The following is a 21,759-nucleotide window of genomic DNA, read 5'->3' as shown; positions in this document are numbered from 1 at the left end:
CCCCAACCCCCCCCGTCCCCACCCTCCCCGCCCCCGCCACCCAGGCGATACGCCTAAGGAGCCCGCGATGAGCGAGATGATCACCGCGGAACTGGTCGATCTCGACCTGTCCGCCGACACCAAAGAGGCGGCGGCCCGCGCCCTCGCCGAGCGGATGGCCGCCCAGGGCCGGGTGACCGACCTGGACGGCTTCCTCGCCGACGTCGCGGCCCGCGAGGCGCAGATGCCGACCGGCCTCGACGGCGGCATCGGCATCCCGCACTGCCGCAGCGAGCACGTCACCGAGCCGACACTGGCCTTCGGCCGCAGCGCGGACGGCATCGACTTCGGTGCGCCCGACGGTCCGGCGGACCTGATCTTCCTCATCGCCGCGCCGGCCGGCGCGGACGATGCCCACCTCACCATCCTGTCGTCCCTGGCACGGCAGTTGATGGACGAGGACTTCAAGGCGGCGCTGCGTTCGGCGACGGACGCGGGCGGCACGGCGGCGCTGATCCGCGGCGACGAACCGGCCCCCGAGCCCACGCCGGAACCGGAGGCGCAGGCCCCCGAGCCCGCGATCGCGGAGCCCGAGCCGGAGGCGTCGGTTCAGGAGCCCACGCCCACGTCCACGCCCGTGCCCGGGCCGGAGGCCCCCGCCCCCGCCCCCGCCGCGAAGTTCAAGATCGTCGCCGTCACCTCCTGTCCCACCGGCATCGCCCACACCTACATGGCGGCCGAGTCCCTGGAGAAGGCGGGCCGGGACGCGGGCGACGTGGAGGTGGCGGTCGAGACGCAGGGCTCGGCCGGTTTCACCCGCCTGTCCCCGGAGGTGATCGCCGCCGCGGACGCCGTGATCTTCGCGCACGACGTGCCCGTACGGGAGAAGGACCGGTTCGCCGGGAAGCCCACCGTCGACGTCGGCGTGAAGGCCGGCATCAACCGGCCCGGCGAGCTCATCGGCGAGGTCCGCGAGAAGGCGGCCCGGGGCGAGGTGACGTCGGCCGCCGCGGCCCCCGGCACCCCCGTGGAGCGCGCAGGCAGCGCGGGCGAGGGCTACGGCACCAAGCTGCGCAAGTGGCTGATGAGCGGCGTCAGTTACATGGTCCCGTTCGTCGCGGCCGGCGGCCTCCTCATCGCCCTCGGCTTCGCGATCGGCGGCTACAAGATCAACAAGGCGCCGTCCGTCATGGACCACTTCCTGTGGACGCAGACGGACAGCTGGGGCGCGCTGTTCTTCCAGATCGGCGTCGTGTCCTTCGGCTTCCTCGTCCCGGTCCTGGCCGGCTACATCGCGTACGGCATGGCGGACCGGCCGGGCCTCGTCCCGGGCTTCGTCGGCGGAGCGATCGCACTCACCATCAACGCGGGCTTCCTCGGCGGCCTGGCCGCGGGTCTCATCGCCGGTGGTGTGGTGATCGGGATCCAGAAGGTCAGGATCCCGCAGGCGCTGCGCGGCATCATGCCGGTGGTGGTGATCCCACTGATCTCCGCGGCGATCGTCGGGTTCCTGATGTTCGTGGTGATCGGCAAGCCCATCGCCTCCGCGCAGAAGGGCATGACCGACTGGCTGAACGGCCTCACGGGCGCCAACGCCATCCTGCTCGGCACGCTGCTCGGCCTGATGATGTGCTTCGACCTCGGCGGCCCGGTCAACAAGGTCGCGTACACGTTCGCCACCGCCGGTATCGCGGTCGCGAGCCCCAGCGACTCGGCCATGAAGATCATGGCCGCGGTGATGGCCGCGGGCATGGTCCCGCCGCTCGCCATGGCCCTCGCGACCACCGTGCGCGGCCGGCTCTTCACCAAGACCGAGCGCGAGAACGGCAAGGCGGCGTGGGTGCTCGGCGCCTCGTTCATCAGCGAAGGCGCGATCCCGTTCGCCGCGGCGGACCCGCTGCGCGTCATCCCCGCCTCGATGGCGGGCGGAGCGGTCACCGGCGCCCTGTCGATGGCCTTTGGCTGCACCCTGCGGGCCCCGCACGGCGGCATCTTCGTGGTCCCGCTGATCGGCAACCCGTTCCTGTACCTCATCGCCATCGCCGCCGGTGTCTGTGTGTCGACGGCCGTGGTCGTGGTCCTGAAGGGGATGCGGAAGCAGGCCCCCGAGGGCGGGGCGGCCGAGGCGGTCCCGGGTGAGCCGCGGGAGCCGGCGATATCGGTGGCCGCCTGACAGTCCGGAAGTCGCAAGTCACCACAAGTCGGCGGAACTGTCCGTTGATGCGAGATACGTCACGGTCCGGGGCCAAAGTCCCGGACCGTGGTGTTGACTGGCACCATGCCTGAGCACGTATCCGTCTTTCAGCAGATAGGTGTGGCGTTCCTCGCAGCCGTCACCGTGGTGTGGGTCGTCGGCCTCGTCCGGCTGATCCGCCATGTGGCCTGGGGCACGGGCCGGCCCCTCTCCTCGATGCCGGGCCAGGGCGGTCCGCCCGCCCGCGAGTCCGTGCCGCTGACACCGGCCGAGTGCGACGCGTTCGCCGGCCTGGTACGGCAGTTCGGCCGCCGCTAGCCGCTAGCCGCTAGCCGCTAGCCACCGCCGCCGGCCACTGCCACCAGCCGCTGTCTGCCATCCGCCATCCGCTTTCCGCGGGAATCGCCGCCTCAGCCGCAGCTGGGGCGTGAGCGGTTCGTGGCGCGGCGCTCCATCGCCGCGCGGGCCTCGTCCTGGGTGGCGTACACCTCGCACATGTGACGGCCGTCCGGTGTGGCCGTGTGCTCGATCTCCCAGAGGCTGACCTCGCTGCCGTCGTGCAGCAGGAACGCGTGCTCGTACAGCGTGAACCCGAGGCAGGGGCGGCCGAAGGCCTGGGTGATCTGGTGCGCGCACGCGGCGTGCAGGAGGCGGGCCGCGGCGGGGCCCGGGCCGTCCTCGTTCTCCGCGCGGCGCAGCAGACGGCGGGCGTGGTCCGCCGAGCCGTCGGCCGCGTAACTGCGGCGCGGCTCGGGGATCGACGGGAGCTGGAGGGGGAGCGGCAGCTCGAAGTCGGGGGCGGCTTCCGGGGGCAGCGGGAGGCGGTCCGTCGCCAGGCGGAGATCTTCCTCCGTGGTGTAGAGCTCGTGCTGGGTCAGCCGGCCGGGCATCGTGTTGTGGACGAGCTCCCACAGGGTGAGCGCGTGGCCGTCCGCGAGCAGCCACGTGTGCCGGTACGTCTCGCGGTGCAGGCCCGCGCTGTGGTGCGCGGAGTGCAGCGAACTGTCGTACGCGAGCGCGCAGTCGAGGCGGGCGAGGGCCTCGTCGGGCAGCTCGAAGGAGTTCAGGGCCCTCCCCAGGAGGCGCCCGAGGTGCTCATCCGGCTGGTGCGTGCCGTCCGGCTGATGCGACTCGTGCGACTCGGGTGGCTCGTACGCTGCGGTGTCGTACGGAACGCTCAAGGCATCTCCCGGCGTTGCTACATGTCACCTTGTGGGTGCATACCGTAGCCCCTAGGTCGGACATCGTGTCCTCAAAATCAGAAACGAACGGGCCGCCCCGGGAAGTTCCCGCGCGGCCCGCCCCGGTGAGCTGACCTCAACTCCCGTACAGATCCCGATAGGAGAGGAACGTCCCGCCCGGCCCTCGCACCGTCTCCGCCGCCAGCACCGCCCGCACGATCGCCCGCGTCACCACGTCCGCGCCCGCCGTGAGGACGTCGTTCAGCGCGAGGGGGTTCTTCTCGTCGAGCGGGCGGGCGCCGGTCGCCACGGCGAACACCGTGTCCCCGTCGTTCAGCAGGTGCACCGGACGCACCGCGCGCGCGATCCCGTCGTGCGACGTGCCCGCGAGCTTCTGTGCCTGGGAACGGCCGAGCACCGCGTCCGTCGCGACGACCGCGAGCGTGGTGTTCATCGGAGGCGACGCCGGCCCGCCGACCGCCTCCGCCGTCTCCTGCCGCGCCCGCGCGATCCGCTCCCGCGCCGCCGCGTGCGTCTCCGGCGACGGGTACGGATACGGGTGTGGGTGTGGGTGTGGGTACGGGTGCGGGCCGCCGTCCCGAGCGGGCTCAGGGGCGAACAACCGCCCGTACAGCGCCCCCGTCGCCGGATCGACCGCGGAGCCCACGGCGTTGGCCACGACCAGCGCCGCGACCGTCACACCCGAGTCGAGGACCGTACTCGCCGTGCCCACACCGCCCTTGAGCCCGCCGATCACCGCACCCGTGCCCGCCCCCACCGAGCCCTCCGCGACAGGGGAGCCCGGCGCCGCCGCGGCCGCCGCCTCCACCGCCGCGCGACCCGTCGCCGCGTCGGGTCTGGCCCGGAACTCGCCGCCCCGGCCCAGATCGAAGACGCATGCGGCGGGCACCACCGGCACGACCTCGCGCGGACCCGCCCCCACCCGCACGCCCCGGCCCTGCTCCTCAAGCCACGCCATGACACCCGACGCGGCATCGAGCCCGTACGCGCTGCCGCCCGTCAGGGTCACCGCGTCGATGCGCCGCACCACGTTGCGCGGGTCGAGCGCGTCCGTCTCCTTCGTCCCCGGGCCGCCGCCGCGCACGTCCACGGCGGCGGTCATCCCGCCCTCGGGCGCGAGCACGACCGTGGTCCCGGTCAGCCAGCCGCCCCCGCCGGCACGGGTCGCATGACCGACCCGCAGGCCGGCGACATCGGTCAGCGCGTTGCGCGTCGGAGTCGTCATCTGAATCCTTTCGTGGATACCCCCGGCTTCGGCCGGGGGAAGCCTCCGTGCAGCAGGGCACGGAGCGGCGGACGTCTCCGAGGCGAAAGATCGTTTCCCGGTTGGCGTCAAACGGCATGCGTATCACGAGAGTTGGGGCCCGCGACCGCCTCCGCGCGCGCTCTGCGGGCGGTGAGCGTGACACCCAGGACGACGGTCAGCGCGGCCGCGACGCCCGCTGCGAGAACGGCCCAGCGGCCCGCGAACGTACACACCGCGATCACCAGCGCACTCACCGGAAGCACCAGCTGCTGGGCGGTGCCGACCTTGAAATGCCGGGCGTGCAGGGCCCACACCGTCAGCAGATACAGCGTCGTCGGCACCGTCACCGCGGCCGACGCGGCGAGCGTCGACACATGCGCCTGCCCCACCGCCTGCTCCACGGCCACCTCGATCCCCGCCCCGATCGCCGCCGCCGACGCGAAGATCACGTAGTGGCCGTAGCCCCACAGGAACGACTCCCGGTTCGAGCGCAGATACCCGTGGATCGGCACCGCGAAGTAGATCCACCACGCGGCGAACACGATGAGGAGCCCGCCCGCGGCGATCGGCAGCAGCTCACCGAGCGCGTCGTGCTCGTCGACCCCGGACTTCACCGCGACCGTCGCCGCCGCGATCGACTCGCCAAGGACGATGATCACGAACAGGCCGTACCGCTCGGAGATGTGATGCGGGTGCCAGGACGTGCCGGCGGCCCTCTCCGCGTACACCGGGACGGCCATCTCGGCGAGCGCCATCACCAGGAACACCCACGGTCTCGCGGGCTCGGGCAGGACCAGCAGGCCGAGCCAGCCGACCTGGCAGAGCAGCACCCCGCACGCGTACCGAAGCGCCGTGCGCCGCTCGGCACCCGTCGTGGACGCCGCCGCGCGCAGCCACTGCGCGCTCATCGCGAGGCGCATGATCAGGTACCCGAGCCAGACGGCCAGGAACTCATGTCTCTCGAAGGCCCGCGACACCCCGGCGGCCAGCACGAGCACACCGGCGATCTGCACGAGGGTGACCACCCGGTACAGCGCGTCGTCGTTGTCGTACGCCGACGCGAACCAGGAGAAGTTCATCCACGCCCACCAGATGGCGAAGAACACCATCGCGTAGTTGAGCACCCCCTCGCCCGCGTGCCCCCCGGCCACGGCGTGCACCAGCTGGGCGCCCGCCTGGGCCACGGCCACGACGAAACACAGGTCGAAGAGCAGCTCCAGCGGTGTCGCCACCCGGTGCGCCTCACCACGCCCCCGCGCGGTCATACGGCGGACGGGCGGCCGGGGGCCGGGTGGTGCATGCCTCTTGGGGGCCGGGCCGGGCTCACTGCCCTGGAAGGACGTCATGGTCCAAGCACAGCAGACCCGAGGCCCGCCCGGGGACGTCGGCTCGCTCCCGCGGACGTACGCTGGAGGCATGAGCACCGCCCCCGCCCCCGAACCGCGCGATCCGAAGAGCGCGCTGGTCTTCGACGACCCGCTGAACACGCAGTCCTCGGACGACACGGACCGTGGGTGGGGCGAGCGGCCCACCGGCGGCGGCGACAGCGCCGCCGACCTGGCGCGCTTCCTCGACGAGAAGCCGCCCCACCACATCTGAGCCGCCGCTACGCCTCGCTGTGCCCGGAGCCGCGCTGCGCCACCAGGGCGTCGCGGATCTCCTTCAGGACCTCCAGCTCGGACACCTCCAGGGTCTCGTGCACGCCCTCCTTCGCGGCGTCCCGGTCCGCCTTCTTGGCGAGGTACTTGGCCATCGGCAGCACCATCAGGAAGTACACGACCGCGGCCGTGATCACGAAGCTGAGGACCGCGCTGAGCACCGACCCCCACAGGATCTCGATGCCGCCGGGGCCCGGGCACGTGCCCTTGATGCAGGACTTGTAGCCCTCCAGGTCCTTCGTGCCGAACGCGCCGACCAGCGGGTTGATGACCCCCTTCACGACCGAGTTCACGATGTTGGTGAACGCGGCGCCGATGACGACAGCGACGGCAAGGTCGATCACATTGCCCCGCATCAGGAAGGCCTTGAAGCCCTCCCACACACTGGGCTTCTTCTTCTCGCTCACCAGGAGGCCTTTCTTCACGTGTACAGGTTGTGGAGCAAACAACTTCGCAACCTACGACAACACGTGGCAGACCTGTCCAATTCGGTAACTCGAACGAGGGACTTGACCTCGAAACCGTGCGGGCGGGCCCGAAAGAAATGATCACCACAGGGTCACCGCCAGTCGTGAGGTCGCACCGGCCCCGGCGAGTCGGGCCGCCGTCGCCCGCGGCACGGACAGCACGACCAGGGCGCCGCCCTCCGCCGCCACGTCCGCCGACTCCGGCACGGACCTGACCCGCGCCCCCGCCGCCACGATCCGGGCACCCTGGCCGCCCGCGGCGGCACCCTCCCCGGCCACGGCCCCCGCTCCCGCCGCCACCACGTCCACCCGGTCGCCCGGCCGCAGCAGCCGCACAGCGGCCGCGTCCGCGATCCGCACCGGCGCGGACACCGTCACGACGGGCCGGCGCGGCTCCCTCTCATGCGCCTCCCGCTCACCGGCGGGGGCGGCGCGCTCCCGCCCGGGCCCGGCACCGGAGGGTCCGGCGGTCACCAGCGCCGCGGCCGTCAGTGCCAGTCCCGCCGCGACGGCCCGCCGCCGGTGCCGCGTCGCGGGCCGGGCCCGCCACCGCCCACCGCGCACCCGCAGCGGCGCGAACCGCGGGACCTCGCAGGTCGGGGGCGTACTGAGTGGAGGCGTGCTGAGTGAGGGCGTGCCCAGTGGGGACGGGTCGAGTGGGGACGGGTCGAGTGAGGGCGTGCCGAGTGGGGGAGCGTCGAGCTGGTACACGGAAGACCACCGCCTGGTTCGGGAAGCGTCTGGAGAATCGGGACCGCACGGGCCCGAAAGCCCGAAAGTCCGTCAGCCCGTCTCGCGCTCCACGATCCACGCTCGTGCCGAATCCCGCTGAGCCCCGTGGACTACCGACGGGTTGTGGACAACTCCCTCACCCGAACGGGAAGTTCACCCACCCAACAGCAAGTTCGCCGTTTCCTACGGCAGCACGAACCCCGGATCCATCCCGCCGAGCGCCCGCGTGCACAGGCAGTCCCGCTCCTCCTCCGCCGGCAGCCCCGCCACCGCGTCGAAGAGCACCGTCCGCAGCCGGTCCACATTGGCGGCGAAGACCTGGAGCACGTCGTCGTGCGAGACGCCCTCGCCCGACTCGGCGCCCGCGTCGAGGTCGGTCACCAGGGTCAAGGACGTGTAGCAGAGCTCGAGTTCACGGGCGAGCATCGCCTCGGGGTGGCCGGTCATGCCGACCACCGACCAGCCCTGCGAGGCGTGCCAGCGCGACTCGGCACGGGTCGAGAACCGCGGCCCCTCGACGACCACGAGCGTCCCGCCGTCCACCGGCTCCCAGTCGCGCCCGCGCGCCGCCTTCACCGCGATCCGGCGCCCGGTCGGGCAGTACGGGTCGGCCGGCGACACGTGCACCACGTTCGGCACGGTCCCGTCCGGCAGCGGCGCCCCGTCGAAGTACGTCTGGGCGCGGGCCTTCGTGCGGTCCACGAACTGGTCGGGCACCAGGAGCGTCCCCGGCCCGTACTCGGGCCGCAGGCCGCCCACGGCGCACGGGCCGAGGATCTGCCGGACGCCCACGGAACGCAGGGCCCAGAGGTTGGCGCGGTAGTTGATGCGGTGCGGCGGCAGATGGTGGCCGCGGCCGTGGCGGGGCAGGAAGGCGACCTTCCGGCCCGCGATCTCACCGAGGAAGAGCGAGTCGCTGGGCGCCCCGTACGGGGTGTCGATCCGGAGCTCGGTCACGTCGTCCAGGAACGAGTAGAAGCCGGAGCCGCCGATGACGCCGATCCCGGCCGTGGCCCCGGTGTCCGCCACGTTCGCCGTGTTCGCCTTGTTCGCCGTGCCCGGCACAGTGTTCGCCATGTCCGGCACAGTAGCGGGACGGGAACGCCGAAAACCCTGTCGTCGGTGGACGACAGGGTTTCGTAAGAACCGATCGGACGGGCGGGGTGGGCCTTACGCGGCGGAAGAGCGGGTGGACGACCCTGACGACGAGGCCGAGGCCGAGGACGTCGAAGAAGCCGAGGACGTCGACGAAGAGGACGACGACCCGGAGGACGCGGAGTCCGAGGACGACGACTTCGAGTCCGAGGAGCCGGACGACTTCGCGGACGACGCCGGCGAGCTGCTCGACGAGGAGCCGCGGCTGTCGTTGCGGTAGAAGCCCGATCCCTTGAAGACGATGCCGACCGCCGAGAACACCTTCTTGAGGCGTCCGTCGCAGCTGGGGCACACGGTCAGGGCGTCATCGGTGAACTTCTGCACCGCCTCGAGGCCCTCGCCACACTCGGTGCACTGGTACTGGTACGTCGGCACTTGCTTCCTCCTGGCACTCTCACTCGATGAGTGCTAACGATCGTCCATGTTAACCCGTGCCACCCGGCAATTGGAGTAACGTGCGTCACCTGCCCTCGGGCAGCGGTCAGGGCTTGACCGTCATGAGGGCCTGCCGGCCCAAGTGAGAAGCCGCCTCGGCGGCGGAGTCACAGTGACGTATTCCCGGGAAAAAAAAATACGCGTCACATCTCACCGATCGCGACGGGTTCGCGATGGGCCGCGCCGCGTGTGACCACCTTGGTCACGCGCGGCGGCACGAGCCGCGAACGCAGGGCCGCGACGACCAGCAGGGCGAGCACGGTGCCCCCCATCGGGACCAGGAATCCGGCCCCGTCCCACAGGCGGTCCTCCAGCTGGCCGGCGACCGTGACGGCGGCCGCCTGGCCCAGGGCGACCGCGCCCGTCAGCCAGGTGAAGGCCTCCGTGCGGGCGGTCGAGGGGACCAGGCGGTCGACGAGCGTGTAGCCGGTGATCAGGGCGGGTGCGATGCACGTGCCCACCAGCAGGCCGAGCCCGGCCAGCAGGAGCACGGACTGCGCGGCCCACAGGCCCGAGGCGGTCAGGGCCAGGGCGGTGTACGCGAGCAGGAGGCGGCGCTGCGGCGCGATCTTCCAGGCAACGGCTCCGCAGACGATGCCGGAGAGCATGTTGCCCGCGGCGAACGTCCCGTAGAGGACACCATTCAGACCGGGCTCGCCGATCGACTCGGTGAAGGCGGCCAGGGAGACCTGCATGCCGCCGAAGACGGCGCCGATGCCGAGGAACGCGGCGATGAGGACGCGCACTCCGGGCACCCGCAGGGCGGAATCGTGCTCCACGCGTGCGTGGACATCGTTCGTGGACCGGGAGGGCTGCGGCTGCGTGCTGCGCTGGGCGGCGAACAGGAGGCCGCCGGCCAGGGTCAGGGACGCCTCCGTGATCAGGCCCGCGGCCGGGTGCACGCCGGTGCACAGGGCGGTCGCGAACAGGGGGCCGAGGACGAATGTGAACTCGTCCGTGACCGACTCGAAGGCGGCGGCCGTCGTCATCAGGGGGGAGCCGTGGAGCTTGACGCCCCAGCGGGCCCGCACCATGGGGCCGATCTGCGGGGTGGAGGCGCCGGTCGGGACCGCCGCCACGAAGAGGGTCCACAGGGGCGCGCCGGAGAGCGCGAGCAGCGTCAGCGCCAGGACGGAGGCCGTGTGCAGGAGGACGCCGGGGATCAGGACGGCGCGCTGCCCGAACCGGTCGGCGAGCTTGCCCGTGAAGGGGGCGAACAGCGCCATGGAGACGCCGGTGGTGGCGGAGACGGCGCCGGCGGTCCCGTACGAGCCGGTGGTGTGCTGTACGAGCAGCACCGTCGAGAGCGTGAGCATCGCGAACGGCTGCCGGGCGGCGAAGCCGGGGAGCAGGAACGTCCAGGCGCCGCGGGTACGCAGCAGCTGGCCGTATCCGGGGCGCTTGTCGGTGACCGTGGCCGGGTGGTTCTCAGGCACGGTCCTTGCCTTTCTGCCGCCTGGTAGCGCTGACCCGGTGGGGTGCGCCGAGAGCCGTCCTCTTGCGCCGGGAACCGAGTGATACCGAGGTCCGCGCCAGGAGGCCCTGGGCCATGCAGGGTGCTGCAAGGGAACCGCGGCCGCTTTGCGGTCGCGCCGGCTCTACATCAGGCAGAGTCGGTGGAACTTTCACGTGTGTACCGGCCATGTTAACGGCCGACGGGGCCGAGTTCTTCCGCGAAGCGGAACTCCGGTGGAACACCCGGGGAAGTCGGGGTCCCCGTAGGGACTCCGTAGGGACCCCGGGGGACCCTCTATGAGGCCCCGCGCCCCCGTCGTCCGCGTCCCGGCGCCCCGTGCCCCGAGAGCCATCCGGCCAGCTTGCCGCCCTGTGCCACGGCCCGCAGCCGGGCCTCGGCCTCGTCGCGCACCGGGTCCGTCGCCACCACGAGCAGTTCGTCGCCGCGGCGCAGGACGGTGGTCGGCATGGGTACGAAGGACTTCCCGTCGCGTACGACGAGGGTGACGGCGGCGCCCACGGGCATCCGCAGCTCGCTGACCTCGACGCCGTGCATCCGGGACTTCTCGGGGATCGACACCGAGAGGAGGTGTCCGCGCAGCCGCTCCAAGGGCGCCGACTCGATGCCGAGGTCGGAGGCGGAGGTGTCGCTGCCGAGGCGCAGTTCCCGGGCGAGCCAGGGGAGCGTGGGCCCCTGGACGAGGGTGTAGACGACGACGAGCACGAAGACGATGTTGAAGATGCGGCGGTTGTCCTCGATGCCGTTCACCATCGGGATGGTGGCCAGGATGATGGGCACCGCGCCGCGCAGCCCGGCCCAGGACATGAGGGCCTTCTCCTGCCAGGGCATCCGGAAGGGCACGAGGCTGAAGAACACCTCCAGAGGGCGCGCCACCATCGTCAGGACGAGGCCGATGACGATCGCGGGCCAGAAGTCGTCCGCGAGGTCGTGCGGGGTGACGAGCAGGCCGAGCAGCACGAACATGCCGATCTGCGCGATCCAGCCGAGTCCTTCGGCGAAGCCGCGGGTGGCGGGCCAGTGCGGGAGCTTCGCGTTGCCGAGGACCATCGAGGCGAGGTAGACGGCGAGGAACCCGCTGCCGTGGGCCATGGCTCCGGCGGCGTACGCGGTGACGGCGATGGCCATGACGGCGATCGGGTAGAGGCCGGAGGCGGGCAGCGCGACGCGCCGCAGTCCGAAGGCGCCGAGCCAGCCCACCGCGATGCCGATCGCGGCGCCGATCGCCAGTTCGAGGGCGATCTCGCCGACGAGGACGTACCAGTGCTCGACGGGTCCGGCCGTGGAGAAGGCCACCACCAGGATCACGACGGGGGCGTCGTTGAAGCCGGACTCGGCCTCCAGGACGCCCGTCACGCGGGACGGCAGCGGCACCTTGCGCAGGACGGAGAAGACGGCCGCGGCGTCCGTCGAGGACACCACCGCGCCGATGATCAGAGCCTGCCGCCACTCCAGACCCACGAGGTAGTGCGCCCCGGCGGCTGTCACGCCCACGCTGACGGCGACTCCGGCCAGCGACAGCGCGACGGCGGCCGGCAGTGCCGGCTTGATCTCTTTCCACTTCGTGCCGAGGCCGCCCTCGGCCAGGATCACGACGAGGGCCGCGTAGCCGATGACCTGCGTCAGCTCGGCGTTGCTGAACGACACGTTGCCGATGCCGTCCTGGCCCATCGCCACCCCGATGCCGAGGTAGAGCAACAGGCTCGGCAGACCGCTGCGCGAGGAGATGCGCACGGCTGCCACGGCGATCAGCAGGACCAGCGAACAGACGAGCAGGAGCTGGTTGAGGTGGTGGACGGTCAGGGGCTGTTCCTCCCTCAGGGGATCGGGCGCTCGCTCCGGGGATCCGGCACTCACTCCGGGGGGCGGCACTCAGGAAACTACTTCGTTAAACTACTTCGTTACCTTACCTAATCGTTGACGCTTTCTTGACGCTCTTCAGGATGACCTCGGGCGGCTCCAGGGCCCGGGTTCTTGACACCGCGTCCGGAGCCGCCGAGCCCTGCGCCTATGGTTGCTCCCAGCGCTCCGTGACCCCACAGCCCGCCTGCAGCCCGCTCTGCCGCTCGCGAAGGACAGCAAGGACAGCGATGCCCTCGAACACCAACGCCTCTTCCGGCCATTCGTCCGGCAAGAAGAAGGGGCGCAGAGCCCGACTCATCCTGATCGTGCTGGTTTTGGCCATTGTCGCGGGCATCGGCTACGGCACGTACTGGAGCGTCGGCACCGTGCGCGCCTCCTTCCCGCAGACGAAGGGGTCGATCAAGCTCGACGGACTCTCCGGGCCCGTCGACGTCAAGCGCGACTCCTACGGGATCCCTCAGGTCTACGCCTCGTCCGACGCGGACCTGTTCATGGCCCAGGGCTATGTGCAGGCGCAGGACCGCTTCTGGGAGATGGACGTCCGCCGTCATATGACCTCCGGCCGGCTCTCCGAGATGTTCGGCAAGAGCCAGGTCAAGACCGATGAGTTCCTGCGGACGCTCGGCTGGCACCGGGTGGCGCAGAAGGAGTACGACTCCAAGCTCTCGCCCGAGACGAAGAAGTACCTCCAGGCGTACGCCAAGGGAGTCAACGCCTACCTCGCGGGCAAGGACGGCGGTGACATCTCCGTCGAGTACGCGGCGCTCGGGTTCACCAACGACTACACGCCGCAGAAGTGGACGCCGGCCGACTCGGTGGCCTGGCTCAAGGCGATGGCCTGGGACCTGCGCGGCAACATGCAGGAAGAGATCGACCGCTCCCTGATGACGAGCCGCCTCGGCCCGCAGCAGATCGCGGACCTCTACCCGGACTACCCGTACGACCGGAACAAGGCGATCGTCCAGTCGGGCTCCTACGACAGCGCGACCGGCACCTACGGGGCGGGCTCCAGCGGGTCCGGAAATCAAACCGGCACCGGAACTGGCGCCTCCACCGCTAACACCACCGGCACGGGAGGCACGGGAGGCACGGGCTCCGGCACCGGCCTCGCCGGCAACACCGAGGCCCCGAACGGGCTCCAGAGCCAGCTGACCGGACTCTCCGACGCCCTGGACCAGGTCCCCGCGGCCGTCGGCCCGAACGGCAACGGCATCGGCTCCAACTCGTGGGTCGTCTCCGGAGAGCACACGATCACCGGCAAGCCGCTGCTCGCCAACGACCCGCACCTGTCACCGCAGCTCCCGTCGGTCTGGTACCAGATGGGTCTGCACTGCCGGAGCATCTCCGCAAGCTGCCAGTACGACGTCACGGGCTACACGTTCGCCGGGATGCCCGGCGTGATCATCGGCCACAACCAGGACATCTCCTGGGGCATGACCAACCTCGGCGCCGACGTCACCGACCTCTACCTGGAGAAGCTGAACAGCGGCGGCGGTTACCAGTCCGACGGCAAGACGGTCCCGTTCAAGACCCGCAAGGAGACCATCAAGGTCGCCGGCGGCGACGACAAGACCATCACCGTCCGCGAGACCGACAACGGCCCTCTGATCTCCGACCGTGACGACGAGCTCGTCAAGGTCGGCAAGAAGGCTAGGGTCGACACGGCCGCCCCCGACCGCGGCGACGGCTACGGGGTCTCGCTGCGCTGGACCGCGCTGACCCCCGGCAAGTCCATGGACGCCGTCTTCGCCCTGGACAGGGCGACGGGCTGGACGCAGTTCCGCAAGGCCGCCGCCGACTTCGAGGTGCCCTCGCAGAACCTGATCTACGCCGATACCAAGGGCAACATCGGCTACCAGGCGCCCGGCAGGATCCCGGTACGCGCCAAGGGCGACGACGGCTCGCTGCCCGCGCCCGGCTGGGACTCCAGGTACCGCTGGAAGGGCTACATCCCGCAGGCCGCGCTGCCCTACGAGTTCAACCCGAAGCGCGGCTACATCGTGACGGCGAACCAGGCCGTCATCGACAAGGACAAGTACCCGTACCACCTCACGTCCGACTGGGGTTACGGCACGCGCAGCCAGCGCATCACCGACCTGATCGAGTCGAAGATCGCCGGCGGCGGCAAGATCTCCACCGACGACATGCGCACCATGCAGATGGACAACAGCAGCGAGATCGCCAAGCTGCTCGTGCCCAAGCTGCTCAAGATCGACGTCTCGGACAAGGACGTCCGCGAGGCGCAGAAGCTCCTGGAGAACTGGGACTACACCCAGAGCCCGGACTCGGCGGCGGCCGCGTACTTCAACTCGGTCTGGCGCAACATCCTCAAGCTGGCCTTCGGCAACAAGCTCCCCAAGGAGCTGCGTGTCCAGGGCCAGTGCCTGAGCGTCGAACCGGCCGGTGACACCGGCCCCGCGGACGAGGACCAGCGGGTGCGCGAGTGCGGTCAGCGTGCCGCGGACTCGGCGCAGCCGGACGGCGGCGACCGCTGGTTCGAGGTCGTCCGCAACATCATCGACGACGAGAACAACGACTGGTGGAAGGCCCCGGCGACCCGGACTCACGCCGAGGCCAAGACCCGCGATCAGCTGTTCGCGCGGGCCATGCGGGATGCGCGCTGGGACGTCACCGCCAAGCTCGGCAAGGACGTCGACACCTGGAGCTGGGGCCGCCTGCACCAGCTCAGCCTGAAGAACCAGACCCTCGGCACGGACGGGCCCGGCTGGCTCCAGTACGTGCTCAACCGCGGCCCGTGGAAGCTCGGCGGCGGCGAGGCGGCCGTGGACGCGACCGGCTGGAACGCGGCGGGCGGCTACGGCGTCATCTGGGTGCCGTCGATGCGGATGGTGGTCAACCTCGCGGACCTCGACAAGTCCAAGTGGATCAACCTGACCGGCGCTTCGGGGCACGCGTTCAGCGCGCACTACACCGACCAGACCGACAAGTGGTCCAAGGGCGAGCTGATTCCGTGGGCCTCTTCGGAGAAGGCGGTCGACGGGGCGACGAAGGACACCCTGGTGCTGCGGCCCTGACCCGGCCGAGCGTCACCTCGTGAAAGGGCCCTCCACGCGTGCGTGGAGGGCCCTTTCACATCCCGTCAGCTCACCGGAAGCGGCGCGTGCCCGACGGCGTCACGACGGCGTGCACCGGCCGGTCGTGCGCCTCCTCGGGCACGTGCGCGACGATCTCGCCGTCGTACAGGAGCACGACGAGCGAGGGATCCGCGGCCGCGCGCTCCAGGCGGGCGAGGACCCGGTCGTAGGAGCCGCCGCCGCGGCCGAGGCGCATGCCGCGCCCGTCCACCGCGAGGCCGGGCAGCAGGACGGCGTCCGCCTCCACGACGGCCTCTTTGCCGAGCGGATCCCCGGCGGGCTCCAAAAGGGTCATCTTTCCCGCGTGTTGCACGCGCGCGAGGGACCCCGGTCCGTCGTAGGCGCCCCAGTCCAGGTCGTTGTCGCCGAGGAGTACGGGGAGCAGCACGCGCACCCCGCGCGCGTGGAGGGCGTCGAGCAGCGCGCGCGTGCCCGGCTCCCGGCCGACGGAGACGTACGCGGCGACCGTCCGCGCCCCGGACAGCTCGGGCAGCTCAAGGGCCTGACGGGCCAGCAACTCGGCCGCCTTCTCGACGTCATCGGCGGTCAACCCGGACCTCACCTGGAGGAGCGCTGCGCGCAACGCGCTCTTGCCAGCCTTTGACAAAGACATAGCTCGCTCACAAACCCCTCATATAGACATCAACTTAGCTGGAAGCAAATCTTCCACCCCAGACGCTACGGATATGGTTCACCGCATGACTGACTCGCACCCCAGGATCAGCAAGGCTGTCATCCCCGCCGCAGGCCTCGGCACCCGGTTCCTGCCGGCCACCAAGGCGACGCCGAAGGAGATGCTGCCGGTCGTCGACAAGCCGGCGATCCAGTACGTCGTCGAGGAGGCCGTGTCCGCCGGCCTCCACGACGTACTCATGATCACAGGCCGCAACAAGCGGCCCCTGGAGGACCACTTCGACCGCAACTACGAGCTCGAGTCGGCCCTCCAGAAGAAGGGTGACGCCGACCGTCTCACCAAGGTCCAGGAGTCCAGCGACCTCGCGACCATGCACTACGTCCGCCAGGGCGACCCCAGGGGCCTCGGTCACGCCGTCCTGTGCGCGGCCCCGCACGTCGGCCAGGAGCCCTTCGCGGTCCTCCTCGGTGACGACCTGATCGACCCGCGCGACCCCCTGCTCGCCCGCATGGTCGACGTCCAGGAGGAGCGCGGCGGCAGCGTCATCGCCCTCATGGAGGTCGAGCCCGAGCAGATCCACCTCTACGGCTGCGCCGCCGTCGAGTCGACCACCGACGGCGATGTCGTCAAGGTCACCGGCCTGGTCGAGAAGCCCGACCCCGAGGACGCCCCGTCGAACTACGCGATCATCGGGCGCTACGTGCTCGACCCCGCGATCTTCGGCATACTGCGCCGGACCGAGCCGGGCCGCGGCGGCGAGATCCAGCTCACCGACGCCCTCCAGCAGCTCGCCGCGGACGAGAAGGTCGGCGGCCCCGTGCACGGCGTCGTCTTCAAGGGCCGCCGGTATGACACCGGGGACCGCAGCGACTATCTGCGTGCCATTGTCAGACTCGCATGCGAACGTGAGGACCTGGGGCCCGACTTCCGGTCCTGGCTTCGCAGTTACGTCACCGAGGAGATGCAGGCACCTTGAGCAGCGCGACCACACACGCCACCGGGCAGCAGCACGTCTGGTCGGTGGCGGAGCACCTGGAGGACATCCTCGACACCGTCCGCCCCCTGGAGCCCATCGAGCTCCAGCTCCTCGACGCACAGGGCTGCGTCCTCGTCGAGGACATCACGGTGCCCGTCTCGCTGCCCCCCTTCGACAACAGCTCGATGGACGGGTACGCGGTCAGGGCCGCCGACGTGGCGGGCGCGAGCGAGGAGTTCCCCGCGGTGCTCACGGTCGTGGGAGACGTGGCGGCGGGCCGGGCGGGACTGCTCCACGTCGGGCCCGGCCAGGCCGCCCGCATCATGACCGGCGCCCCGCTGCCCTCCGGCGCCGAGGCCGTCGTCCCCGTGGAGTGGACCGACGGCGGCCTGGGCGAGGGCCCGGTCTCCGGGATGCGCGCCCACAGCGCGGCCCCCGAGGGCGCCACCGGCGAGGTCCGCGTGCACCGCCCCGCCGAGGCACGCGCGCACGTGCGCGCCAAGGGCAGCGACGTGAAGGCCGGCGACCGCGCCCTGGAGGCCGGCACGGTCCTGGGCCCGCCGCAGATCGCCCTGCTCGCCGCGATCGGCCGCGGCACCGTACGCGTGCGCCCGCGCCCGCGCGTGGTCGTCATGTCCACCGGCAGCGAACTCGTCCAGCCGGGCGAGGAGTTGGCCGAGGGCGAGATCTACGACTCCAACAGCTTCGCCCTCACCGCCGCCGCCCGCGACGCCGGAGCGATCGCCTACCGCGTCGGCGCGGTCGCCGACGACGCGGAGACCCTGCGCTCCACCATCGAGGACCAGCTCATCCGCGCCGACCTCATCGTCACCACGGGCGGCGTCAGCGTCGGCGCGTACGACGTCGTGAAGGAGGCGCTGACGTCCGTCGGCGACTCCGAGGACGAGACCGGCATCGGGGCCGGCAGCGGCGTCGAGTTCCGCAAGCTCGCCATGCAGCCCGGCAAGCCCCAGGGCTTCGGCACCATCGGCCCCGAGCACACCCCGCTCCTCGCCCTGCCCGGCAACCCCGTCTCCTCGTACGTCTCCTTCGAGCTGTTCGTACGCCCCGCCGTGCGCACCCTCATGGGCCTGCCCGCCGCCGACATCCACCGGCCGTCGGCCCGCGCGGTCCTCAAGACCGGCAAGGCGATCGGCTCGCCCGCCGGACGCCGCCAGTTCCTGCGCGGCACGTACGACGCCGAGGCCGGCACCGTCACGCCCGTGGGGGGCTCCGGATCCCACCTCGTCGCGGCGCTCGCGCACGCGGACGCGCTGATCGTCGTACCCGAGAAGACCACATCGGTCGAGCCGGGCACGGAAGTCGACGTGGTCCTCCTCGGCTAGACGCCCCGTCCGCGCGATAGCGTGTCGCGCACAACAGGCCGCGCGCGCCGCACCGCCGCGGCCCTCGGATCGGGAGCGCCACAGCACCATGAGCAGTTCGCAGGACCGACTGACGCACATCGACGAGGCGGGCGCCGCCCGCATGGTCGACGTGTCCGCCAAGGACGTGACCGCGCGCACCGCCCGTGCCAGCGGCCGCGTCCTCGTATCGCCCCGCGTGGTGGAGCTGCTGCGGGGTGAGGGAGTCCCCAAGGGCGACGCCCTCGCCACCGCGCGCATCGCCGGGATCATGGGTGCCAAGCGCACCCCCGACCTCATCCCGCTCTGCCACCCGCTGGCGGTGTCCGGGGTGAAGCTGGACCTGGCGGTCGCCGACGACGCGGTGGAGATCCTCGCCACGGTGAAGACCACCGACCGCACGGGCGTCGAGATGGAGGCACTGACGGCCGTCTCGGTCGCCGCGCTCACCGTCGTCGACATGGTGAAGGCCGTCGACAAGGGCGCCGTCATCACGGACGTCCGCGTCGAGGAGAAGACCGGCGGCAAGTCGGGCCACTGGACTCGCGCGGAGGCCGGGGAGTGAGCGCCTACCGCGCCCTCGTGGTCACCGCCTCCAACCGCGCGGCCGCCGGGGTCTACGCCGACAAGGGTGGCCCCCTGATCGCGCGGGGCCTCGAAGACCTGGGCTTCCAGGTCGACGGCCCGCGGGTCGTCCCCGACGGCGACCCGGTGGCCGAGGCGCTGCGGGCCGGGGTCGACGCCGGATACGACGTCATCGTCACCACGGGCGGCACCGGCATCTCGCCCACCGACCGCACCCCCGAGGCCACCCGGAGCGTGCTCGACCACGAGGTGCCCGGCATCCCCGAGGCCATCCGGGCGTTCGGCCGCGAGAAGGTGCCAACGGCCGCGCTCTCCCGAGGACTCGCGGGCGTCGCAGGCCGGACCCTGATCGTGAACCTGCCGGGGTCGTCCGGCGGCGTCAGGGACGGCCTCGCCGTCCTCGGCACCCTGCTGACCCACGCCGTCGACCAGCTCCGCGGCGGAGACCATCCCAGACCTGACGGGGGTGCGAGCTGAACAGCCCGTCCTGGCCGGTGGAGCTGACGGACGGTGACGTCACTCTGCGCCCGATAAAGCTGCGCGACCAGCGCGCCTGGCGGGAGGTCAACCGCCGCAACCGCGACTGGCTGCGCCCCTGGGAAGCCACCATCCCGCCCCCCACGCCCAGCGGCCCCATCGCCCACCGTCCGACCTACCGTCAGATGGTGCGCCATCTGCGGGCCGAGGCGAGCGCGGGGCGCATGCTGCCCTTCGTCATCGAGTACCAGGGCCGTCTGGTGGGGCAGTTGACGGTCGCCGGGATCACCTGGGGCTCGATGTGCTCGGGGCATGTCGGCTACTGGGTCGACCAGTCGGTGGCGGGGCGCGGAGTGATGCCGACGGCGGTGGCGCTCGCGGTCGACCACTGCTTCCGCACCGTGGGTCTGCACCGCATCGAGGTCTGTATTCGCCCGGAGAACGGGCCGAGCCGCAGGGTCGTCGAGAAACTCGGATTCCGCGAGGAAGGCCTGCGTCCACGCTATCTTCACATCGACGGCGGCTGGCGCGACCATCTCGTCTTCGCGCTCACCGCGGAGGAGGTCCCGGAAGGCCTGCTGAGCCGCTGGCGTCGTAAGCGTGGTGACAACACCGCTGGTCCGGGCGGAGCGAACACCGTGGACCGGCCCGGAACACCGCCCAAATAAAATAAGTGTTCGAAATTGATCCCTGAGCGATCGGGATCGTCCGCCGGAGGCATTAATTTCGCTCGGCGGACGGCGTGTTGCTGCCTCAGTCGTAAAAAAAGCTCGAAATATCAGCCAGATCGTGCGACACACCGGCTCAATTGGCGGATGGCCCCGCGCAAACCCCTCTACCGTGTGAGACGTGAGCAGCAGCGGCCTCATCTACGCAGTCATCGTCGGGGCCTGGGCCGCCTACTTGGTGCCGATGTGGCTCCGTAGGCAGGACGAGCTGAACGAGGCCCGTCCGACGGAACGCTTCAGCACCGCCATCCGGCTGTTGTCCGGACGGGCGGGCATGGAGCGCCGATACGCCAAGGACCTGCAGGCGCGCTCGCCCGAAGGGGAGGAGCAGCGCGGCGACCCGGACGAGATCACCGACTCGGTGGACGTCCGGGCCTTCGCCGCGCCTCCGCTCCGAGGTGAGCGCGGATACGAGAACCGGGATGCCCAGCGCGAGCGGCGCCCCGGCTCCGAGCCGCGCCCGGAGTCCCGGCCCCAGCCCAGGACTTCGCCCGCCCGGCAGACCCCCGACCGTCAGGTCACCGCCCGGACCGTCAGCGACGGGTTGTCCCCCGACCGGACACCCGACGGCCCGCACACGAACGGCCGGTCCACGGCGGAGCGGCACCCGTCCGACCGGACCGCGGCCGAGCGGCAGGCCGTCTCCGCCGACGCCGCCGCCCGCGCCCGCCGCACCAAGGTGCTTGCGCGCAGGCGCCGTACGACGGTCATGCTGTTCCTCGCCTTCACGGCCGGCGCCGTCGTCGCCGCCGTGGGCGGCCTCGCGTTCCTGTGGGCGCCCGCCGTGCCCGCCGTGCTGCTCAGCTCGTACATCGTCTATCTGCGCACGCAGGAGCGACGCCGCTTCGCGTACACGATGGACCGGCGCCAGGCCGAGGTCGCGGCGCAGCGGCTGCGTGAACGGCAGCCCCGCAGGCGCCAGCCCACCACGGGCCGCGGCGCGGTGGAGGAAGCCGAAGAGGGCCCCGTCCCAGCGGTCGGGACCGACCCCGGCCTGGAGGCGCTGGCCGCCGACCGGCGCGCGCTCGTCGAGCAGACCGACCACGCCGAATGGGTCGACCAGCAGCGCGAGCGGCAGCGCGGCCCCGGCCGCGGCGACAGCTGGGACCCGGTCCCCGTACCGCTGCCGACCTATGTCACCGCCCCGGTCGCCCCGCGCGCCTCGGGCAGTGTCGACCTGGGCGCCCCCGACGCGTGGAGCTCGGCGCGCTCCGGCACGGTGGGCGGCGCGCAGCCGGAGCAGGACGCGTACGCGGGTGAAGCGCCGGCGGAGTCCGCGGCGGCGGGGGAGCCGGAAGAGGCGGGGGAGAGCGGGGAAGCCGGGGGCGAGCGCTGTGACGCCCGTCGGGCCGCCTCCGCCCGCCGCTCCCGTGAGCGCGGCCGCACTCCGCTCTTCGACCAGTACGACGACGGCGGCGGCCGGCCCCGCGCGGCCAATGAGTGAGACTCCGTTCGGGGCCACCCTGGCTGACCAGCCAGGACCGGATTTCCGAGC

The 21,759-nt window shown here is 71.5% G+C and carries 20 protein-coding genes; 10 read left to right on the top strand and 10 right to left on the bottom strand.

Annotated elements, in window-relative coordinates; genetic code table 11:
* The first annotated feature begins 67 nt into the window (after positions 1-67).
* Together EOT10_RS25060 and EOT10_RS25055 are read left to right on the top strand one after the other, a co-directional pair.
* Positions 68-2,152, top strand: a complete 2,085-nt coding sequence (locus EOT10_RS25060; protein ID WP_127830587.1) for a PTS fructose transporter subunit IIABC — start codon at positions 68-70, stop codon at positions 2,150-2,152.
* A 105-nt stretch (positions 2,153-2,257) separates the two neighbouring features.
* Positions 2,258-2,491: a hypothetical protein gene (locus EOT10_RS25055; protein ID WP_127830586.1), complete on the top strand. Its 234-nt coding sequence runs from the start codon at positions 2,258-2,260 to the stop codon at positions 2,489-2,491.
* Positions 2,492-2,583: 92 nt separating this feature from the next.
* On the opposite strand, the gene EOT10_RS25050 is transcribed toward EOT10_RS25055, so the two are convergent.
* The 3 genes from EOT10_RS25050 to EOT10_RS25040 form a co-directional block, all read right to left on the bottom strand.
* Positions 2,584-3,354, bottom strand: coding sequence for a DUF6227 family protein (locus EOT10_RS25050; protein ID WP_127830585.1), 771 nt, complete (start codon positions 3,352-3,354; stop codon positions 2,584-2,586).
* 136 nt (positions 3,355-3,490) lie between these two features.
* Positions 3,491-4,600, bottom strand: coding sequence for a P1 family peptidase (locus EOT10_RS25045; protein WP_127830584.1), 1,110 nt, complete (start codon positions 4,598-4,600; stop codon positions 3,491-3,493).
* 107 nt (positions 4,601-4,707) lie between these two features.
* Entirely contained in the window at positions 4,708-5,967 is a 1,260-nt protein-coding gene (locus tag EOT10_RS25040) for a low temperature requirement protein A (RefSeq protein ID WP_127830583.1), read from the bottom strand.
* 70 nt (positions 5,968-6,037) lie between these two features.
* Between EOT10_RS25040 and EOT10_RS25035 the strand changes: the two genes are divergently transcribed.
* A complete protein-coding gene (locus tag EOT10_RS25035) occupies positions 6,038-6,220 on the top strand; it encodes a hypothetical protein (protein ID WP_127830582.1) in 183 nt (60 codons plus the stop codon).
* A gap of 7 nt (positions 6,221-6,227) precedes the next feature.
* On the opposite strand, the gene mscL is transcribed toward EOT10_RS25035, so the two are convergent.
* The 6 genes from mscL to EOT10_RS25005 all read right to left on the bottom strand — a co-directional run bounded on the left by mscL (position 6,228) and on the right by EOT10_RS25005 (position 12,399).
* A complete protein-coding gene (gene mscL / locus EOT10_RS25030) occupies positions 6,228-6,686 on the bottom strand; it encodes a large conductance mechanosensitive channel protein MscL (RefSeq protein ID WP_127830737.1) in 459 nt (152 codons plus the stop codon).
* 141 nt (positions 6,687-6,827) lie between these two features.
* Complete coding sequence (locus EOT10_RS25025; protein WP_431313320.1) at positions 6,828-7,457, bottom strand: hypothetical protein; 630 nt, start codon at positions 7,455-7,457, stop codon at positions 6,828-6,830.
* Positions 7,458-7,661: 204 nt separating this feature from the next.
* A complete protein-coding gene (locus EOT10_RS25020; protein WP_189492050.1) occupies positions 7,662-8,555 on the bottom strand; it encodes an S-methyl-5'-thioadenosine phosphorylase in 894 nt (297 codons plus the stop codon).
* A gap of 93 nt (positions 8,556-8,648) precedes the next feature.
* Positions 8,649-9,008 carry an FmdB family zinc ribbon protein gene (locus tag EOT10_RS25015; protein ID WP_127830581.1) on the bottom strand — a complete coding sequence of 120 codons (360 nt, stop codon included), beginning with the start codon at positions 9,006-9,008 and terminating at the stop codon, positions 8,649-8,651.
* A 203-nt stretch (positions 9,009-9,211) separates the two neighbouring features.
* Entirely contained in the window at positions 9,212-10,504 is a 1,293-nt protein-coding gene (locus EOT10_RS25010) for an MFS transporter (RefSeq protein ID WP_127830580.1), read from the bottom strand.
* 314 nt (positions 10,505-10,818) lie between these two features.
* The gene (locus tag EOT10_RS25005) at positions 10,819-12,399 is read right to left on the bottom strand and encodes a potassium/proton antiporter (protein WP_223281178.1); all 1,581 of its coding nucleotides are present in this window, start codon (positions 12,397-12,399) and stop codon (positions 10,819-10,821) included.
* Between the two features lie 233 nt (positions 12,400-12,632).
* Between EOT10_RS25005 and EOT10_RS25000 the strand changes: the two genes are divergently transcribed.
* Positions 12,633-15,440, top strand: coding sequence for a penicillin acylase family protein (locus EOT10_RS25000; protein ID WP_127830579.1), 2,808 nt, complete (start codon positions 12,633-12,635; stop codon positions 15,438-15,440).
* Between the two features lie 70 nt (positions 15,441-15,510).
* Here the strand turns inward: EOT10_RS25000 and EOT10_RS24995 are convergent, their stop codons facing one another.
* Complete coding sequence (locus EOT10_RS24995; protein WP_127830578.1) at positions 15,511-16,113, bottom strand: 5-formyltetrahydrofolate cyclo-ligase; 603 nt, start codon at positions 16,111-16,113, stop codon at positions 15,511-15,513.
* Between the two features lie 85 nt (positions 16,114-16,198).
* Between EOT10_RS24995 and galU the strand changes: the two genes are divergently transcribed.
* From galU to sepX, 6 genes are all read left to right on the top strand, one after another.
* Entirely contained in the window at positions 16,199-17,110 is a 912-nt protein-coding gene (gene galU / locus EOT10_RS24990) for a UTP--glucose-1-phosphate uridylyltransferase GalU (RefSeq protein WP_127830577.1), read from the top strand.
* Positions 17,107-18,456, top strand: a complete 1,350-nt coding sequence (gene glp / locus EOT10_RS24985; protein WP_127830576.1) for a molybdotransferase-like divisome protein Glp — start codon at positions 17,107-17,109, stop codon at positions 18,454-18,456. The genes galU and glp overlap by 4 nt, the downstream gene beginning before the upstream one ends.
* An 88-nt stretch (positions 18,457-18,544) precedes the next feature.
* Positions 18,545-19,039 carry a cyclic pyranopterin monophosphate synthase MoaC gene (gene moaC, locus EOT10_RS24980; protein WP_127830575.1) on the top strand — a complete coding sequence of 165 codons (495 nt, stop codon included), beginning with the start codon at positions 18,545-18,547 and terminating at the stop codon, positions 19,037-19,039.
* Complete coding sequence (locus EOT10_RS24975) at positions 19,012-19,536, top strand: MogA/MoaB family molybdenum cofactor biosynthesis protein (RefSeq protein WP_127830574.1); 525 nt, start codon at positions 19,012-19,014, stop codon at positions 19,534-19,536. Before moaC ends, EOT10_RS24975 begins: the two co-directional genes overlap by 28 nt.
* Positions 19,537-19,553: 17 nt before the next feature.
* Positions 19,554-20,204, top strand: a complete 651-nt coding sequence (locus EOT10_RS24970; protein ID WP_223281176.1) for a GNAT family N-acetyltransferase — start codon at positions 19,554-19,556, stop codon at positions 20,202-20,204.
* A gap of 181 nt (positions 20,205-20,385) precedes the next feature.
* Positions 20,386-21,708: a divisome protein SepX/GlpR gene (sepX, locus tag EOT10_RS24965; RefSeq protein ID WP_127830573.1), complete on the top strand. Its 1,323-nt coding sequence runs from the start codon at positions 20,386-20,388 to the stop codon at positions 21,706-21,708.
* Positions 21,709-21,759: the final 51 nt, after the last annotated feature.

Source organism: Streptomyces antnestii (assembly GCF_004005495.1).
Taxonomy (GTDB): Bacteria; Actinomycetota; Actinomycetes; order Streptomycetales; family Streptomycetaceae; genus Streptomyces; species Streptomyces antnestii.
This window is presented reverse-complemented; position numbering and strand designations above follow the sequence as displayed.

Bases quoted from the DNA above. Each gene is read 5' to 3' on its own strand.
- EOT10_RS25055 (WP_127830586.1), top strand. From the start codon at position 2,258: ATGCCTGAGCACGTATCCGTCTTTCAGCAGATAGGTGTGGCGTTCCTC.
- EOT10_RS25035 (WP_127830582.1), top strand. From the start codon at position 6,038: ATGAGCACCGCCCCCGCCCCCGAACCGCGCGATCCGAAGAGCGCGCTG.
- galU (WP_127830577.1), top strand. From the start codon at position 16,199: ATGACTGACTCGCACCCCAGGATCAGCAAGGCTGTCATCCCCGCCGCA.
- EOT10_RS25060 (WP_127830587.1), top strand. From the start codon at position 68: ATGAGCGAGATGATCACCGCGGAACTGGTCGATCTCGACCTGTCCGCC.
- EOT10_RS25045 (WP_127830584.1), bottom strand. From the start codon at position 4,600: ATGACGACTCCGACGCGCAACGCGCTGACCGATGTCGCCGGCCTGCGG.
- EOT10_RS25040 (WP_127830583.1), bottom strand. From the start codon at position 5,967: ATGACGTCCTTCCAGGGCAGTGAGCCCGGCCCGGCCCCCAAGAGGCAT.
- EOT10_RS25000 (WP_127830579.1), top strand. From the start codon at position 12,633: ATGCCCTCGAACACCAACGCCTCTTCCGGCCATTCGTCCGGCAAGAAG.
- EOT10_RS25020 (WP_189492050.1), bottom strand. From the start codon at position 8,555: ATGGCGAACACTGTGCCGGGCACGGCGAACAAGGCGAACACGGCGAAC.
- EOT10_RS24995 (WP_127830578.1), bottom strand. From the start codon at position 16,113: ATGTCTTTGTCAAAGGCTGGCAAGAGCGCGTTGCGCGCAGCGCTCCTC.
- moaC (WP_127830575.1), top strand. From the start codon at position 18,545: ATGAGCAGTTCGCAGGACCGACTGACGCACATCGACGAGGCGGGCGCC.